This is a genomic window from Streptomyces sp. SID5469, from assembly GCF_009862865.1.
Lineage (GTDB): Bacteria > Actinomycetota > Actinomycetes > Streptomycetales > Streptomycetaceae > Streptomyces > Streptomyces avermitilis.
The window spans coordinates 5,706,444-5,721,770 of sequence record NZ_WWIN01000001.1 but is presented as its reverse complement, the minus strand read 5'-3'; the positions used below and the strand labels follow the sequence as shown (position 1 = coordinate 5,721,770).

At 72.1% G+C, this 15,327-nt stretch carries 17 protein-coding genes; 3 read left to right on the top strand and 14 right to left on the bottom strand.

The genetic code is table 11. The features are described 5' to 3' along the window. The first annotated feature begins 219 nt into the window (after positions 1-219). Positions 220-921, top strand: coding sequence for an SCO3374 family protein (locus GTY58_RS24570; protein WP_010986120.1), 702 nt, complete (start codon positions 220-222; stop codon positions 919-921). Here the strand turns inward: GTY58_RS24570 and GTY58_RS24565 are convergent. The 10 genes from GTY58_RS24565 to GTY58_RS24520 form a co-directional block, all read right to left on the bottom strand. Continuing rightward, positions 900-1,235, bottom strand: a complete 336-nt coding sequence (locus GTY58_RS24565; RefSeq protein WP_010986119.1) for an Lsr2 family protein — start codon at positions 1,233-1,235, stop codon at positions 900-902. The two genes, GTY58_RS24570 and GTY58_RS24565, sit on opposite strands and share 22 nt — an antisense overlap. Positions 1,236-1,484: 249 nt before the next feature. Next, complete coding sequence (locus tag GTY58_RS24560; protein ID WP_042493499.1) at positions 1,485-2,057, bottom strand: amino-acid N-acetyltransferase; 573 nt, start codon at positions 2,055-2,057, stop codon at positions 1,485-1,487. 10 nt (positions 2,058-2,067) lie between these two features. After that, entirely contained in the window at positions 2,068-2,601 is a 534-nt protein-coding gene (locus tag GTY58_RS40860) for a BlaI/MecI/CopY family transcriptional regulator (RefSeq protein WP_010986117.1), read from the bottom strand. Positions 2,602-2,767: 166 nt separating this feature from the next. Continuing rightward, entirely contained in the window at positions 2,768-2,947 is a 180-nt protein-coding gene (locus tag GTY58_RS24550; protein ID WP_010986116.1) for a hypothetical protein, read from the bottom strand. Between the two features lie 43 nt (positions 2,948-2,990). Further along, a complete protein-coding gene (locus GTY58_RS24545) occupies positions 2,991-3,683 on the bottom strand; it encodes a hypothetical protein (RefSeq protein ID WP_037649163.1) in 693 nt (230 codons plus the stop codon). A 337-nt stretch (positions 3,684-4,020) separates the two neighbouring features. Continuing rightward, positions 4,021-4,818 (bottom strand): type III pantothenate kinase, encoded by a 798-nt coding sequence (locus tag GTY58_RS24540; protein WP_010986114.1) that lies wholly within the window; start codon positions 4,816-4,818, stop codon positions 4,021-4,023. A gap of 9 nt (positions 4,819-4,827) precedes the next feature. After that, positions 4,828-5,814 carry a carboxylating nicotinate-nucleotide diphosphorylase gene (gene nadC, locus GTY58_RS24535; RefSeq protein ID WP_037649162.1) on the bottom strand — a complete coding sequence of 329 codons (987 nt, stop codon included), beginning with the start codon at positions 5,812-5,814 and terminating at the stop codon, positions 4,828-4,830. Positions 5,815-5,819: 5 nt separating this feature from the next. Then, entirely contained in the window at positions 5,820-7,637 is a 1,818-nt protein-coding gene (locus tag GTY58_RS24530) for an L-aspartate oxidase (RefSeq protein ID WP_010986112.1), read from the bottom strand. Beyond that, positions 7,634-8,635: a pantoate--beta-alanine ligase gene (gene panC / locus GTY58_RS24525; RefSeq protein WP_010986111.1), complete on the bottom strand. Its 1,002-nt coding sequence runs from the start codon at positions 8,633-8,635 to the stop codon at positions 7,634-7,636. Before panC ends, GTY58_RS24530 begins: the two co-directional genes overlap by 4 nt. Further along, positions 8,632-9,552 (bottom strand): DUF2520 domain-containing protein, encoded by a 921-nt coding sequence (locus GTY58_RS24520; RefSeq protein WP_010986110.1) that lies wholly within the window; start codon positions 9,550-9,552, stop codon positions 8,632-8,634. Before GTY58_RS24520 ends, panC begins: the two co-directional genes overlap by 4 nt. A 172-nt stretch (positions 9,553-9,724) precedes the next feature. Here GTY58_RS24520 and GTY58_RS24515 point away from each other — a divergent pair, with 172 nt between their 5' ends. Next, complete coding sequence (locus tag GTY58_RS24515) at positions 9,725-10,966, top strand: beta-eliminating lyase-related protein (protein ID WP_010986109.1); 1,242 nt, start codon at positions 9,725-9,727, stop codon at positions 10,964-10,966. 65 nt (positions 10,967-11,031) lie between these two features. Here GTY58_RS24515 and GTY58_RS24510 read toward each other — a convergent pair whose 3' ends face one another. Further along, the gene (locus GTY58_RS24510; RefSeq protein WP_037649159.1) at positions 11,032-11,247 is read right to left on the bottom strand and encodes a hypothetical protein; all 216 of its coding nucleotides are present in this window, start codon (positions 11,245-11,247) and stop codon (positions 11,032-11,034) included. A 266-nt stretch (positions 11,248-11,513) separates the two neighbouring features. Between GTY58_RS24510 and GTY58_RS24505 the strand changes: the two genes are divergently transcribed. Continuing rightward, positions 11,514-12,632: a DUF5937 family protein gene (locus tag GTY58_RS24505; protein ID WP_037649244.1), complete on the top strand. Its 1,119-nt coding sequence runs from the start codon at positions 11,514-11,516 to the stop codon at positions 12,630-12,632. Between the two features lie 6 nt (positions 12,633-12,638). Here GTY58_RS24505 and GTY58_RS24500 read toward each other — a convergent pair whose 3' ends face one another. The 3 genes from GTY58_RS24500 to GTY58_RS24490 all read right to left on the bottom strand — a co-directional run bounded on the left by GTY58_RS24500 (position 12,639) and on the right by GTY58_RS24490 (position 15,261). Next, a complete protein-coding gene (locus tag GTY58_RS24500) occupies positions 12,639-13,271 on the bottom strand; it encodes an AAA family ATPase (RefSeq protein ID WP_010986106.1) in 633 nt (210 codons plus the stop codon). A gap of 32 nt (positions 13,272-13,303) precedes the next feature. Continuing rightward, positions 13,304-13,975: a response regulator transcription factor gene (locus tag GTY58_RS24495; protein WP_010986105.1), complete on the bottom strand. Its 672-nt coding sequence runs from the start codon at positions 13,973-13,975 to the stop codon at positions 13,304-13,306. An 80-nt stretch (positions 13,976-14,055) separates the two neighbouring features. Continuing rightward, on the bottom strand, positions 14,056-15,261 hold the full coding sequence (locus GTY58_RS24490) for a sensor histidine kinase (RefSeq protein WP_010986104.1): 1,206 nt from the start codon (positions 15,259-15,261) through the stop codon (positions 14,056-14,058). Between the last annotated feature and the right edge of the window lie 66 nt (positions 15,262-15,327).

Below are 15,327 nucleotides of genomic sequence, written 5' to 3'. Positions count from 1 at the left end.
GCGAACGCGAGACGCCCTTATCTGCGTGTCGCCCCCTCCCACTAGGGATGTCTTACCCGTACGCACTGACACTCCCATGCCGCGCGCCCCGGTTCCCTCCGCTATGGGCGAACATCCTTGCGCCGCCGAACGCCCCCGGGCGTCCTCCTTTTCGGCACTCTGTGCATCCAAAGGACCACCCAGCGTAACTCTCAGGGGTTTCGGACGGTTGCTCTTGGCATGGTCCACACCGTGCCTCTCCCGCGCAGGCCGTTCGCCCCGGTTGACCCGGGTCGTCCCGACGGTCCCGACGGCCCCGGGGATCTCGGTGGTGCGGGGGTTCCGGGTGGTCCAGGGGTTCCGGGTGGCGCGGGGTTTCCGGGCGGTCCCGGCGGGCCGGGCGGTCGCGTGCGGCAGTGGTACGAGCACGAGCTGGGCTGGGTCACCATGCCCGGCCTGCCGCTGAGGCTGGCCACAGGCCTGCGCTTCGACGTCCTGGACGTGCCCGCCGCGGCGGGATTCCCGGCGCTGCGGCACCTGGGGCCCGCCACCCCGGTGGCTCTTCAGGGAGACCGGATGCGGCTGCTCGTGGCCGCGGGCAGCGCGGACGAACTACCGGGGCTGCTGGACTGGCTGGAGTGGGGCGCGCTGCCCCTGGACCTCACGGCGATCGGTACAGGCGGGCACATCGAGGCGCCCCGGCCGTCGGGCCTCAACGGGTCCCGGCCGCTCCCCCTGGGCCGGGCCGGTTCACAGGGGGCCGCCGTCTGGCTGCGGCCCCCCGAGCCGGGGTGCGAAGTGGAAGCCTCGCTGCCGACGCTGTCGGCCGTGGGGGGCGATGGTGATGCCCCCGACCTCGTACGACTGGTGGACACGATGGCGACGCAATGCCACCGGATCCGGCTGCGGCGCTCGTGCGCTCAGCCGTTGGCCTTCTCGTAGGCCTCACGAATGGACGCCGGAACTCGGCCACGGTCGTTGACCTCGTAACCGTTCTCCTTCGCCCAAGCGCGGATCTGCGCGGTGTCCTGGCTGCCGCCGGAAGCGACCCGCGCCTTTCCACGTCCACCCGAAGCACGGCCTCCGGTGCGACGGCCGCCCTTCACGTAGGGCTCGAGAAGGCCACGAAGCTTGTCCGCATTGGCGGTCGTGAGATCGATCTCGTACGTCTTGCCGTCCAGCGCGAACGTCACGGTCTCGTCGGCCTCGCCACCGTCGAGGTCGTCGACAAGAAGGACCTGAACCTTCTGTGCCACCGGATTTCCTTTCATCGATAACTTCAGGGCCGAGGGCCTGCGGCGTACGCCGCTGTTTCGAGTCCCCTGTTATATGCAGTACTGCAGTACGTCGGAAAGCAAACCGCTTTTGCGGGAAAAACACAAACCCCTGGGAGAGACCGACAGGCCACAGGAAGACCGGAAACATGCGCGTTTCGGACATAGGGAGCCTGGGCAGGGCGGTCCGGCGGAATACCCGTCGAGGATCCCTTGCGGATCGCCCGACGATCACAGATGCAGAAGCATCCGGCTGTTGCCCAAGGTGTTCGGTTTCACTCGTTCGAGACCGAGGAACTCTGCTACGCCCTCGTCATAGGAACGCAGCAGCTCGGCGTAGACATCGGTGTCAACGGGCGTCTCTCCGATCTCCACGAAGCCGTGCTTCCCGAAGAAGTCCACTTCGAAGGTCAGACAGAAAACACGGCGAACACCCAGCCAGCGGGCGGTCTGCAGCAACTTGCCCAGCAACTGGTGACCGACGCCGAGCCCCTTGGCGTCCGGGTTCACCGCAAGAGTGCGGACTTCCGCGAGGTCTTCCCACATCACATGGAGCGCGCCGCAGCCGAGGACCTCGGCGTTGTCATCCCGTTCCGCGACCCAGAACTCCTGGATGTCCTCGTAAAGCGTCACCGTCGCTTTGTCGAGCAGGATGCCGCGTCGGACGTACGAGTCGAGGAGGCGGCGCACCGCCGGGACATCGCTGGTCCTGGCCCGCCGGACGGTGATGGCTTTTGCGCTGACTTCGGGGGCGCGCTCTGCGGGCTTCTCCACGGGATGCTCCGCGGGGCTCTCTGCTGGCATGAGCGGGACGCTATCGCCCGGGGTCGCCCTCGGCGGAGGCGGGGTTCTCGGCGACGATCCCCTCCGGGTTCCGGCCCTGGTTCTCGTCCGCCTTCTCGTCCGCCTTCTCGTCCGGGTTCCGGCCGGCCTTCCCGGCCGCCTTCTCGTCCGGGTTCTCGTCCCTGTTCTCGGCCTGCTTCTCAGTGGCGCGGGCGAAGGTTTCGTGTGATTCGGCGGCTTCGGGGCCTTGTGCGATGCGCATGGCGTCGCGGAGCGCCTGCCGCTGTTCCTCGCTCATCATGCCGAAGAAGGCGACGAGTGCGGCGGCCGGGTTGTCGCTCTGCGACCAGGCGTCGTTCATCAGCGCGGCCGCGTAGGCGGCACGGGTGGAGACCGCCTCATATCGATAGGCCCGGCCTTCCGCTTCGCGGCGTACCCAGCCCTTCTGATGGAGATTGTCCAAAACGGTCATCACCGTGGTGTAGGCGATGGACCGTTCCCGCTGAAGATCTTCCAGGACTTCTCGAACGGTCACCGGGCGGTTCCACTTCCACACCCGCGTCATGACCGCGTCTTCGAGTTCTCCCAATGGGCGAGGCACTCTCAGCACAATAGTGGGAGATGTCACCAATGGCATGGCGGACGTGCGCTTTCAGCGATAAACAGCAACAAAAAGGGCGTACGACTCGAAAAGCATATGAGTCGTACGCCGATGAGGCGGGCGGGGTGGGTCAGACGCCGGTGTCACCGGAGGCCTGGCGGGCGCTGTCCGCGCGCGCGAGGGTCGCGTCGACGAACGCGTCCTCCTTGGCCTTGTTGGCACCGCCCTGGCTCTTCACGATCGTCACGATCAGACCGATGAAGAACACGGCCATCACAACGGGGGGCACGAGCGCGGAGACGTAGTCCATGCCCCCAGAGTAGCCAGGGCCGGACGGTGCCGGTCGGTTGGGGCTAGCCCGCCGCGAGTTGGTGTGGGGGGTTCGCGGGTGGGACCTGGGGGACGGGTGGAGCGGCGGTGGCGGGCGGGCCGGGCTTGCGCTTCGGAGGGAAGACCTCGCCCGGGGTGGGGATGGGCCGGTCGGGTCGGGGGGTCTTCTGCGGCGTGGGCTTGGGGGTGGGGGCCGGGGCGGGCTTCTCCGCCGGCTTTCCGTCCGGGCCTTCGGCCGCGCGGCCGCCCGGGAGGGCGAGGAGGCGGGTGCGGGAGGCGGGGATGGAGAGGGAGAGGGGGGCGGCGGCAGGGCGGGCGTCGGTGGGGCTTGTGGACGCCGTCGGGCGGGTGGCCGGGCGGGCGCGTACGCCACGCTCGGCCAGGATGCGGCAGCGGTACAGCAGGGCGGCTGCGGCGGGGTTGCCGCGCAGGGCGCGGAGGGCGGCGAGGTCGTCCGGGGTCGGGCGGTAGCCGGCGTCGAGAGCGTCCTGGAGGAGGGGAAGGAAGCCGCTGACCGTGCCGGGCAGGGCGGCGCGGTAGCGGGCGAGGTCGGCGAGCAGGAAGGCCCTGAGACGGGCGCTCTCGCGGGCCGCCTCGTCGACGGACTCGGCGAGGCGGAGGCAGTCCTGCACGTCCTCGGCGGAGGCTGAGCCGGGGTGGAGGGCGAGGGCGAGGGAGCGGCGGAGCACACGCAGCTCCTCCGCACCGAACGCCATGCCGCCGCGGGATCCGTATGGCGTGGGCATGCAGTGACCGTACGCGCTAATCAGACAAAAGAGGCACAGGGGGCAGGCGTGGCGCGTCCGGGCCACCCGTACGGTGCGTCCGGGTGGCGGTGCGTGGTGCGGCGTGGGTGGCGGTGCGTGGTGCGGCGTGGGTGGGGGCCGTGGCTGTTGCGGGTGACCGCGGGCGGTGCCCTCCGGACGGGGACCGGTGCCCTGGTCGGCGGGGATGGTGGGGGCGGCGCCCTGACCGGAGAGGGCGGGGCCCTGACGGAGAGGGCCCCGCCCCTCAGCACAAAAGCGCTTCTTCGCAGCGCCCCTCAGCGGAGCGTCACGTGCGGGAGATGTTTCGTTCGTACACGAGACGGAGGCCGATCAAGGTGAGCCACGGCTCGTGCTCGTCGATCACCGAGGCCTCGCCCAGGACCATCGGCGCCAGACCGCCCGTCGCGATGACCGTGACGTCGTCCGGGTCGTCCGCGAGTTCGCGTGCCATGCGCGTGACCACGCCGTCCACCTGGCCCGCGAAGCCGTAGACGATGCCCGCCTGCATCGCCTCGACCGTGTTCTTGCCGATCACCGCGCGCGGACGGGCCAGTTCGATCTTGCGGAGCTGGGCGCCGCGGACCCCCAGCGCCTCGACCGAGATCTCGATGCCGGGGGCGATCACGCCGCCCGCGTACTCGCCGCGCGCCGACACCGCGTCGAACGTCGTCGCCGTGCCGAAGTCCACGACGATCGCCGGGCCCCCGTAGAGCTCGACGGCCGCCACCGCGTTGATGATGCGGTCCGCCCCGACCTCCTTGGGGTTGTCCATCAGGATCGGGACGCCCGTCTTGATGCCCGGTTCCACGAGGACCGCGGGTACGTCACCGTAGTAGCGGCGGGTGACCTCGCGGAGTTCGTGCAGGACCGACGGGACCGTCGAGCAGATCGCGATCCCGTCGATGCCGTCGCCGAGTTCCTCGCCCAGCAGCGGGTGCATGCCCATCAGGCCCTGGAGGAGTACCGCCAGTTCGTCCGCGGTGCGGCGGGCGTCCGTGGAGATGCGCCAGTGTTCGACGATGTCCTCGCCGTCGAAGAGGCCCAGAACGGTGTGCGTGTTGCCTACGTCGATGGTCAGCAGCATGGGAGGTACCTACTCCGCCGCTCGCAGATCGAGGCCGATGTCCAGGATCGGTGAGGAGTGGGTGAGCGCGCCGACGGCGAGGAAGTCGACGCCGGTCTTCGCGTACGCCTCCGCGTTGCCGAGGGTCAGGCGGCCCGACGCCTCCAGGAGGGCGCGGCCGTTGACGATCGCCACGGCCTCTTCGCACTCGGTCGGCGTGAAGTTGTCCAGGAGGATCAGGTCGGCGCCCGCGTCCACCACCTCGCGCAGCTGGTGGAGGGTGTCGACCTCGACCTCGATCGGTACGTCCGGGAACATCTCGCCGACCGCCCGGAATGCCTGCGCCACCCCGCCCGCGGCCATCACGTGGTTGTCCTTGACCAGGGCCGCGTCCGACAGGGACATGCGGTGGTTGACGCCGCCGCCGCAGCGTACGGCGAACTTCTCCAGGGAGCGCAGGCCCGGGGTCGTCTTGCGGGTGTCACGGACCTTGGTGTCCGTGGCCGCCAGGGCGTCCGCCCACGCGCGCGTGGCCGTCGCGATGCCCGACAGGCGGCACAGGAGGTTCAGTGCGCTGCGTTCGGCCGTCAGAAGGTCGCGGGTGCGGGTGGTGACGGTGAGGAGCTTCTGGCCCTCTTCGACGCGGTCGCCGTCGTCGACGTGGCGCTCCACCTCGAACTCGTCCGTGCAGACCACCGAGATCACGGCCTCGGCGACCCTGAGGCCCGCCACCACGCCCGCCTCGCGCGCGGTGAAGTCGGCGGTGGCGACGGCGTCCTCGGAGATCGTCGCGACCGTCGTGACGTCCACGCCGTGGTCGAGGTCCTCCTGGATGGCGACGTTGGCGATGTCCTCGACCTCCAGGGGGTCGAGTCCGGCGTCGGCCAGGAGCTGGGCGAGCGCGGGGTCGAGGCCGCACTCCATGTACTCCTCGTGCTCCTCGCCGGGGCCGGTGCCGCAGGCGCAGCCGTCGCCGCAGCCGCCGCTCTGGGCGAGGGGAAGGTCGGGGGTGCTCACTTCTGTCACTGCTCCTGGGGACGGGACGGACGCGCCGGTCGGGCCATGGGGGCCTCCCCCGCTCGGGCGGAGCCGAGCGCCGGGGGGAGGGTCGGGGGGAAGTCTGCTGTGTCGGTGGTGCGTACGGCGAGTGCGCGATCCGGATTCAGCCGTACGACGATGTGGCGGCGCCAGGTGGTGTCGTCGCGGTCGGCGTGGTCCTCGCGCCAGTGGCAGCCGCGGGTCTCCTCACGCACCTGGGCGGCGGCGACCAGGACGCGGGCCACGCACAGGAGGTTGGTGGCCTCCCAGGTGTCGACGCCCGGCTCGGCCGTCTTGCCGTTCTCGTCTAGGGCGTCGCGGGCGTCCGTGTGCAGTTGCTGGAGGCGGTCGGCGGCCTTCGCGAGGGACTCGGCCGAGCGCAGGACGCCCGCTCCGTCCGCCATGATCCGCTGGATCGCGAAACGGGCCTCGGGGGCCAGCAGCGGGTGGGCCGGCTTCTCCGGCTGCGGGACCGGCTGCGGCACGCGCGCGTGGCGGGCGTTCTCCGCGGGGCCCGCCGCGATGTCGGCGGCGATGCGCTCGGCGTAGACCAGGCCCTCCAGGAGGGAGTTCGAGGCCAGTCGGTTGGCACCGTGGACGCCGGTGCAGGCGACCTCACCGCACGCGTACAGGCCCGGCACGGTCGTACGGCCCCGGGAGTCCGTGCGGACGCCTCCGGAGGCGTAGTGGGCGGCCGGGGCGACGGGGACGGGCTCGTGCACCGGGTCGATGCCGTGGGCGCGGCAGGCGGCCAGGATCGTCGGGAAGCGGTGTTCCCACATGGCGGCGCCGAAGTGCCGGGCGTCCAGGAACATGTGCTCGGCGTCCTGCTCCTGCATGCGGCGCATGATGCCCTTGGCGACGATGTCCCGGGGGGCGAGTTCGGCCAGCTCGTGCTGCCCCACCATGAAGCGCACGCCGTCCGCGTCGACCAGGTGGGCGCCCTCGCCGCGTACCGCTTCGGAGACGAGGGGCTGCTGGCCCTCCGCGTCCGCGCCCAGGAAGAGCACGGTCGGGTGGAACTGGACGAACTCCAGGTCGCTGACCTCCGCTCCGGCGCGCAGGGCGAGCGCCACGCCGTCGCCGGTGGACACGGACGGGTTGGTGGTCGCCGAGAAGACCTGGCCCATGCCGCCGGTGGCGAGGACCACGGCGGGGGCGTGGACCGCTCCTACGCCGTCGTGCTGGCCTTCTCCCATGACGTGCAGGGTGACACCCGCGGTGCGTCCCTCGGCGTCCGTGAGGAGGTCCAGGACGAGCGCGTTCTCCACGGTGCGCAGGCCGCGCGCGCGAACCGCCTCGACGAGGGCACGGGAGATCTCCGCGCCGGTCGCGTCGCCGCCCGCGTGGGCGATGCGGCGGCGGTGGTGGCCGCCCTCGCGGGTGAGTTCGAGGCCGCCCTCGGAGGACTCGTCGAAGTGGGCGCCGGTCGCGATCAGCCGGCGTACGGCGTCGGGGCCCTCGGTGACGAGGATGCGTACGGCCTCCTCGTCGCACAGGCCCGCGCCCGCCACCAGCGTGTCGTCGAGGTGCTGTTCGGGGGTGTCGCCCTCGCCGAGGGCCGCGGCGATGCCGCCCTGGGCCCAGCGGGTGGAGCCGTCGTCGAGGTGGGCCTTGGTGACGACGACCGTCGTCAGGCCCGCGGCCTCGCAGCGCAGGGCCGCGGTCAGGCCGGCCACGCCGGAGCCGACGACCACGACGTCGGCGGCGATGGACCAGCCGGGGGCGGGCGCGTGCAGGCGTATGCCCGTACCGGTGCCGTGCGGTCCTATGCCTGTGCTGCCAGTACCTGTGCCGGTCACGAGGCGGCTCCGAAGGTGAGGGGAATGTTGTCGATCAGCCGGGTCGTCCCGACCCGGGCGGCGACGGCGAGGACCGCCTCGCCGGTGAAGTCGTCGGGAATCTCGGTGAAGTCCGAGGGGTCGACCAGGCCCAGGTAGTCGAGGACCAGCGGCGGCTGCAGCCGGGCGGCTTCCTCCAGCACGAGGCGGGCGGCGCACCGGACGGCGGCGGGCCCCGAGGTGCCCGCGGGGGTCGCCTTGGCGACCGCGTGCGCGTCGGCGGCGGCGCGGGACTCCCCTATGGCGCTGAGGGCCTCGGCACGCGCGCGCGTGGCGGGCACTTCGCGGGCCCGCGCGCGCAGCGCCTCCTGGGCGGCGTGCCGGTCGCGGCCGGCGAACAGCGCCTGGGAGAGCGCGAGTGCGGTGCGGCGCTCGTCGGCGGCGAGGTAGCGGTTGCGGCTGGACAGGGCCAGGCCGTCGTCCTCGCGCACGGTGGGCACGCCGACGATCTCCACGCCGAAGTTGAGGTCGCGCGCCATGCGGCGGATCAGGGCGAGCTGCTGGGCGTCCTTCTGCCCGTACAGCGCCACGTCGGGGCGGGTGAGGTGCAGCAGCTTGCCGACGACGGTGAGCATGCCGTCGAAGTGACCGGGGCGAAAGGCTCCTTCGAGGCGCTCGCCCATGGGGCCCGCGGAGATGCGCACCTGGGGTTCGCCGCCGGGGTAGACCTCGTCCGCGGACGGGGCGAACACGACGTCGGCACCCGCCGCCTCGGCGATCTTGAGGTCGGCGTCGAGGGTGCGCGGGTAGCGGTCGAGGTCTTCGCCCCGGCCGAACTGGAGGGGGTTCACGAAGACGGTGACGACGACTTCGCCCTCGGCCCCGGCGATCTCGCGGGCGGTGCGGATCAGGGTCGCGTGACCCTCATGGAGGGCGCCCATGGTCATCACGACGGCCCGGCGGCCGTGGCGCACACGCGCGTGCAGTTCGTCGGCGGTGCGCAGCAGGGTGGTGGTCATCCGGCATCTCCCTCGGTGCCGTTGGCGAGTACCCCGAGGAGGTCCTCTGCGAGTTCCGGCTTGAGCAGCCCGTGGGCGAGCGCGCGGTCGGCGGTCGCGCGGGCCATCGCGAGATAGCCGGGCACGGTCCCCGGGGCGTGCTTGCGCAGCTCGGCGACGTGCGCGGCGACCGTGCCCGCGTCCCCGCGCGCGACGGGGCCGGTGAGGGCCCCGTCACCGGAGCGCAGGGCGTTGTCGAGAGCGGCGCCGAGGAGCGGGCCGAGCATGTGGTCGGGGGCCTCGACGCCCGCGGTGCGCAGCAGTTCCATGGACTCGGCGACCAGGGTGACCAGGTGGTTGGCGCCGAGGGCGAGAGCCGCGTGGTAGAGCGGCCGGTTCTCCTCGGCGATCCACTCGGGCTCGCCGCCCATCTCGATCACCAGGGCCTCGGCGGCGAGGCGCAGCTCGTCGGGCGCGGTGACTCCGAAGGAGCAGCCGGCCAGCCGCTGGACGTCCACGGCGGTGCCGGTGAAGGTCATCGCCGGGTGCAGCGCGAGCGGCAGGGCGCCCGCGCTGCGCGCGGGGTCCAGGACCTTCGTGCCGTAGCGCCCGGAGGTGTGCACGAGCAGCTGCCCGGGGCGTACGGCACCGGTCTCGGCGAGCCCCTCGACCAGGCCGGGCAGGGCGTCGTCCGGGACGGTCAGCAGGACGAGATCGGCGCGCTCGAGAACCTGCGCCGGGGTCACCAGCGGCACGTCGGGCAGCATCGCCGCGGCCCGGCGCACGGAGGTGTCGGAGACCCCGGAGACGGCCACCGGGCGGTGCCCGGCGAGCTGGAGCGACGCCGCCAGGGCGGGGCCGACCCGGCCGGCTCCGACGACACCGACGGTGAGCCGCGCGGGGCGGTCCCTGGGGTCTGGCTGTTGGAATGTACTCACTCGAAGGCGGCCTTCCCGTTCCAGTCCGCTCGGGGTACCGGACGATTTCTCGTCATGTTAACGCGATTGGTTCGAAGGCCGACCGGTTGTCCACAGGCTGTGGGTTTCCGCGACGCGCGGTGACGGGGAAATCGGGGTGCCCGGCGGATGCGGCGCGCGGCATGATCCGAGGATGAGCGATACGGCGGAGCAGGGCGAGGAACGGGCGGCGGAGCGGGCCGGGGAGGCGTCGGCGGAGGGGACCGGGGAGACATCTGCGGAGGGGACCGGGGAGGCGTCGGCTCAGCTGCGGCGCGCGCGGCGGACGGCGGCCTACCGGGGGGCCCGGCGCGTCCTGTCGCGCCCCGGGTTCCGGGCCACCATCAGGGAGCGGCTGGCGCTCCTGGAGGACGCGTCGCGGCTGTACGACCTGGACGAGTCCGTGGACATGTACGGGGACGGGATCGTCGCGGCCCTGGAGGAGCGGGTCGCCGGGCTGCTGGGCATGGAGGCCGCGGCGTTCTTCCCCACCGGGACGATGGCCCAGCAGGTGGCCCTGCGCTGCTGGGCGGGTCGTACCGGCAACCCGACCGTGGCGCTGCACGCGCTGAGCCACCCCGAAGTGCACGAACGGAACGCGCTCGGCACGGTCGGCGGACTGCGCCCGGTCCGCGTGACGGACGAGCCCCGGCTGCCGACCGCCGACGAGGTGCGCGACTTCGAGGAGCCCTTCGGGGCCCTCATGCTCGAACTGCCCCTGCGGGACGTCGGCTACGTCCTGCCCTCCTGGGAGGAGCTGTCCGAGGTCGTGGCGGCCGCCCGGGAACGTGACGCGGTGGTCCACTTCGACGGCGCACGCCTGTGGGAGTGCACACCCCACTTCAGCCGCCCCCTGGACGAGATCGCGGGCCTCGCGGACAGCGTCTACGTGTCGTTCTACAAATCGCTCGGCGGGTTCAGCGGCGCGGCACTGGCCGGCCCGAAAACCCTGGTCGACGAGGCGAAGACCTGGCGGCACCGGTACGGCGGCATGGTCGTCCAACAGTTCCCGGCGGTGCTGTCCGCGCTGGCCGGGCTGGAGGAGGAGCTGCCCCGGCTGCCGGAGTACGTGGCGCACGCGCGCGTGGTCGCCGCGGCGCTGCGCGAGGGGTTCGCGGCGGCGGGGGTGCCCTGGCTGCGCGTGCACCCCGAGGAGCCGCACACCCATGAGTTCCAGCTCTGGCTGCCGTACGACCCCGAGGTGGTGACGGAAGCCGCCACGCGGCAGGCCGAGGAGACCGGGACCTTCCTGTTCGCCAACGCCTGGACCCGCGGCGGGCCGGGCCTGGCGGTCACCGAGGTCTCCGTACGGGCGCACGGCCTTCAGTGGACGGCCGAAGACGTCAAGGCGGCCGTCCAGGAGTTCGTGACGCGCCTGCCCGGCGCTGCCGGGTAGCGCTGCCGGGTAGCTGCCGGACAACGGATAGCGCCTTTGTCGGCCGGCGTCCGGGCGCCCGCCCCTCAGCAGACGGGCCGCGGCCGCCCGCGCAGCCACCGGGCCAGGGCCGTGCGCACCCGTCCGTGGGCCGGACGGCCCGCCAGTACCGCGCGGAACCGGCGGTACTCGCGCAGCTCGCGCGCGGTCCGCCGGTCATGGGTGCCCGGCGCGGGCGGCACGGGCTCGCCGAGCCGCTGAGCGCGGTAGCTGTCGAGAAGGTACTGCTGGGTGGCGCTCATGGCCGATCGCCTCTTCGGGACGGGAAACGGGACGAGGAAACGGGACGAGGAAACGAGACGGGCGAATGGGACGGGCGAAAGGGACAAGGGAAAGGGCCGAGGGAAAGGGGATCCCAAAGGCCCAACGGCCGTGCCCGTCAGCGGTTGCCGCGGGCCCCGGTGGATCTCAGCCTGCGCCTGTCCGGGCCGCACGTCGTCCCGATTGACGGGGCCTGTCAATCGGCGGCGGCGTTGTCAGTGGCGGGGCGCACCATGAGGCCATGAGCGTGTGCATCGACATCACGGGGCTGCCGGCCGAGCGGATCGTCTTCGAGACGTCGCCGCTGGCCGAGCTGGCGGTCGCCCTGCACGCCCTCGCCGAGCCCGGCCATCACCCGGCGACGCAGGGCTGGGCGACCGCGATCAGCGCCGCGCTGAAGCCGGACCTGGCCGACCGGCTGAGCGAGGCGGACTTCCTGTGGCGGAGCACGTTCTCGGACATCTTCATGCCCTTCGCGGGCGTCGCCGGGGGCCACGTCCGGCCGGGGGCGACGCTCGCCGAGGACCTGGACATCCTGGACCGGCTGGACGACGAGGAGTTCGTCACGGCGGCTCTGGAGTTCAGCTGCGGCTCCCAGTACGCGGCCGGGCTGCCCTCCCCGCTGGTCGACCGCGCGCGCCACGCCATCGCCCTGGAGCTGGCGGCCAGCCGCGGCCCCAGGCAACTGGGCTTCACCCAGCGGCTGCTGGCGGACCCGCCGACCGTACGGGCCTGGGTGCGCCGTCTGTTGGAGGACTGCGACGAGGCGTTCTTCGCCGACACCTGGCGCCGGGTGCACCCCCAACTGGCCGCCGACGCCCGGCACAAGACGGAGCTCCTGCGCCACAAGGGACTCGAGGAGGCACTCACCTCGGTCTCGGCCGCGCTGTCGCTGAACACGGCCGGGGGCCGCACCCGCATCGAGGCGGACAAGCTCGCCCACGGCGCGGCGACCGCGACGGACCCCGCCGTCGGCCCGGGCGTCACCTTCGTCCCGTCGTACCACGGCTGGCCGCATCTGCTGGTGCTGCACGCCTCGGGCTGGCGGCCGGTCGTGCACTACCCGGTCGCGGCGCCCGAGCTGCCGAGCGCGGCCTCGGTGGAGCTGCTCAAGCTGCGCCTGGAAGCGCTCGCCCATCCGGTCCGGCTGCGCCTGTGCCGGTACATAGCCAGGGCGCCGTACACCACCGGAGAGCTGGCGCACGCGCACGACCTGAGCGCGCCGGAGGTCTCACGGCACCTCACCGTCCTGAAGAAGGCGGGGCTCCTGACGACGCGCCGCCGCGGCCGGTACGTGCTGCATCAGCTGGACGTGACGGTGGTGGCGCGCCTGGGGAGCGACTTCCTGGAGGGGATCCTCAGGTAGGGCCGGTCAGTCGAACCGCATGTGCTTCACTCCGACCCGCACCTGCCGCAGCCGCGTCCGCAGCGCGCCCTCCGTGTTCGGGGCGAGCGTCAGCCCCGCCAGTACGGCGATCCGGTCGGCCGTCTTCGGCACGGTCGACTGGTCGGTCCACAGGTGCTCGCCGAACTCCGGTTCGCGCAGCCGCTCCAGGCAGTGGTCGAGCTGCCCGACCGCCCAGCTCTCCCCGCGCAAGGGGGCGTCCTTCCCGGCAACGTACCGCAGGAGGTGTCCGAAGCCGCGTTCGCGCAGCCGCCGCAGTACGGTCTCGCGCTCGGCGAGAAGCGCGAAGTGCCTTACGTCGTGGCCCAGTTCGCGCAGCCGGCCGACGGTCTGCGCGAAGCAGCCGGAGTCGGTGATCGTCATAGGGGCGATCACGACCCCGTCGTGCCGGGTGAGCGCGAGGTCCAGGACCTCGACCACGCCCTGCCGCCAGGAGGCGAGGTCCTGGAAGTTCGCGCGCAGTCCGGGCGGCAGCATGCGGCGCAGACCGAAGCCGACGTGTTCCGGATCGCAGATGACACTGCCGGGCAGGCGCCGCTGGATCTCGTGTGCGGTCTGTGTTTTGCCGCCCCCGAAGGGCCCGTTGATCCACAGGAGCATGAGCAGACCCTAACGAGCTCGCGGGCTCCCGGTCAGGTCTGGCCGCCGGCCCGTACGAGACCGGTCTCGTAGGCGAGGACGACCACCTGCACCCGGTCCCGCAGGCCCAGTTTGGTCAGGATGCGCCCGACGTGCGTCTTCACGGTCGCCTCGGACAGCACCAGCCGGGCCGCGATCTCGCCGTTCGACAGGCCCTGCGCGACCAGCACCATGACCTCGCGCTCGCGGTCGGTGAGCCGCTCCAGCTCCTTGAACTGGGGCTCCTTGCCGGCGCTGGGCAGCATCGGCGCGAAGCGGTCGAGCAGCCGCCGGGTGGTGGAGGGCGCGACCACCGCGTCGCCGCTGTGCACGGAGCGGATCGCGGTGAGCAGCTCGCCGGGCGGCACGTCCTTCAGCATGAAACCGGAGGCGCCCGCCTTGAGTCCCGAGAAGGCGTACTCGTCGAGGTCGAAGGTGGTCAGTATCAGCACCTTCGGCGGGTTCGGCTCGGAGCAGATGCGGCGGGTGGTCTCCACGCCGTCGAGTTTCGGCATGCGTACGTCCATCAGCACCACGTCGACCTCGGTGGAACGCAGCACCTGGAGGGCCTCGACGCCGTCGCCCGCCTCGGCGACGACCTCCATGTCCGGCTGGGCGGCGAGCACCATCCGGAACCCGGTGCGCAGCAGCACCTGGTCGTCGACGAGCATCACGCGGATCGCCATCGGGGTCCTTTCACGTATGTGCAGGTGTATGTACAGGTGTATGTACAGGTGTCAATCACGGACAGATGTCAGTGGTCATGTCAATGGGCGGCCTTGAGCGGCAGCAGGGCGCTGATGCGGAAGCCGCCGCCGGGACGCGGTCCCGCGTCCAGGGTGCCGCCGACCATGCCGACCCGCTCGCGCATGCCGATCAGGCCGTGGCCCCGGCCGTCGGCGCCGCCCTCCTCGTACAGCTCGTGCGGGGCGCCCTTGCCGTCGTCCTCGACGAGCAGTCCGAGTCCGTCGTCGAAGTACACCAGGCGCACACTCGCCCCCGCGTTCGGCCCCCCGTGCTTGCGGGTGTTGGTGAGGGCCTCCTGCACGATGCGGTACGCCGTCAGCTCCACACCGCTGGGCAGCGGCCGGGGGGTGCCCTCGACCTTGAAGTCGACGGGCAGGCCGCTGCTGCGGCACTGCTCGATGAGGTCGTCGAGCTGCTCGACGTCGGGCTGCGGCACGTACTCGCCGCCCTCCTGGTGCTCCCCGGTGCGCAGCACGCCGAGCAGGCGGCGCATCTCGGCGAGGGCCTGGCGGCCGGTGGAGGAGATCGTCTCCAAAGCCTTCTTCGCCTGGTCGGGGGCGGTGTCGAGGACGTAGGCGGCGCCGTCCGCCTGCACCACCATCACGGACACGTTGTGCGCGACGACGTCGTGCAGCTCGCGGGCGATCCGGGCGCGCTCGGCGGCGACGGCGACCTTGGACTGCGCCTCGCGCTCCCTCTCCAGGCGGGCGGCGCGCTCTTCGAGCTGGGCGAGATAGGCGCGGCGGGTGCGGATGGAGTCACCCAGCACCCAGGCCAGCACGAAGGGCACCGTCTGGAAGACCGCTATCAGGACGTTGCCCGCGGTGCTGGAGTGCAGCTCGGGCCAGCGCAGCTGCGAGACCGGCGCCGCGAACAGCCCGCCGACCAGGGCGAACCGGGAGGCCCAGCGGGCGCCGTCCGCGGCCACCGTGTAGATGATCACCAGCATGGCGAAGTCGGCGGCCAGGACCTGGACGTCCAGGATCAGCTGGAGCAGCCCCATCGCGGCGGCCAGGACGAGCATCTTCTCCGGCATGCGGCGCCGCAGCGCGACGACGAGAGACAGGACGAAGGAGATCGGGACCGCCTCGGCGAGTGAGCCGTGCTGGTCCGGCGCCCCATTGACGCTGGAGATGCTCACGCCGGTGATCCCGAAGAGGACGACGGCCCAGAAGCTGTCGACCCACGTCGGGTGCCTGCGGAGGAAGTCATAGAGGCGCTGCACGTAACCCAGAGTAGGGAAGCGTGCAGGGTGCAGGGGTCAACCGGAGGGTCGATCCGGGACGGGCGC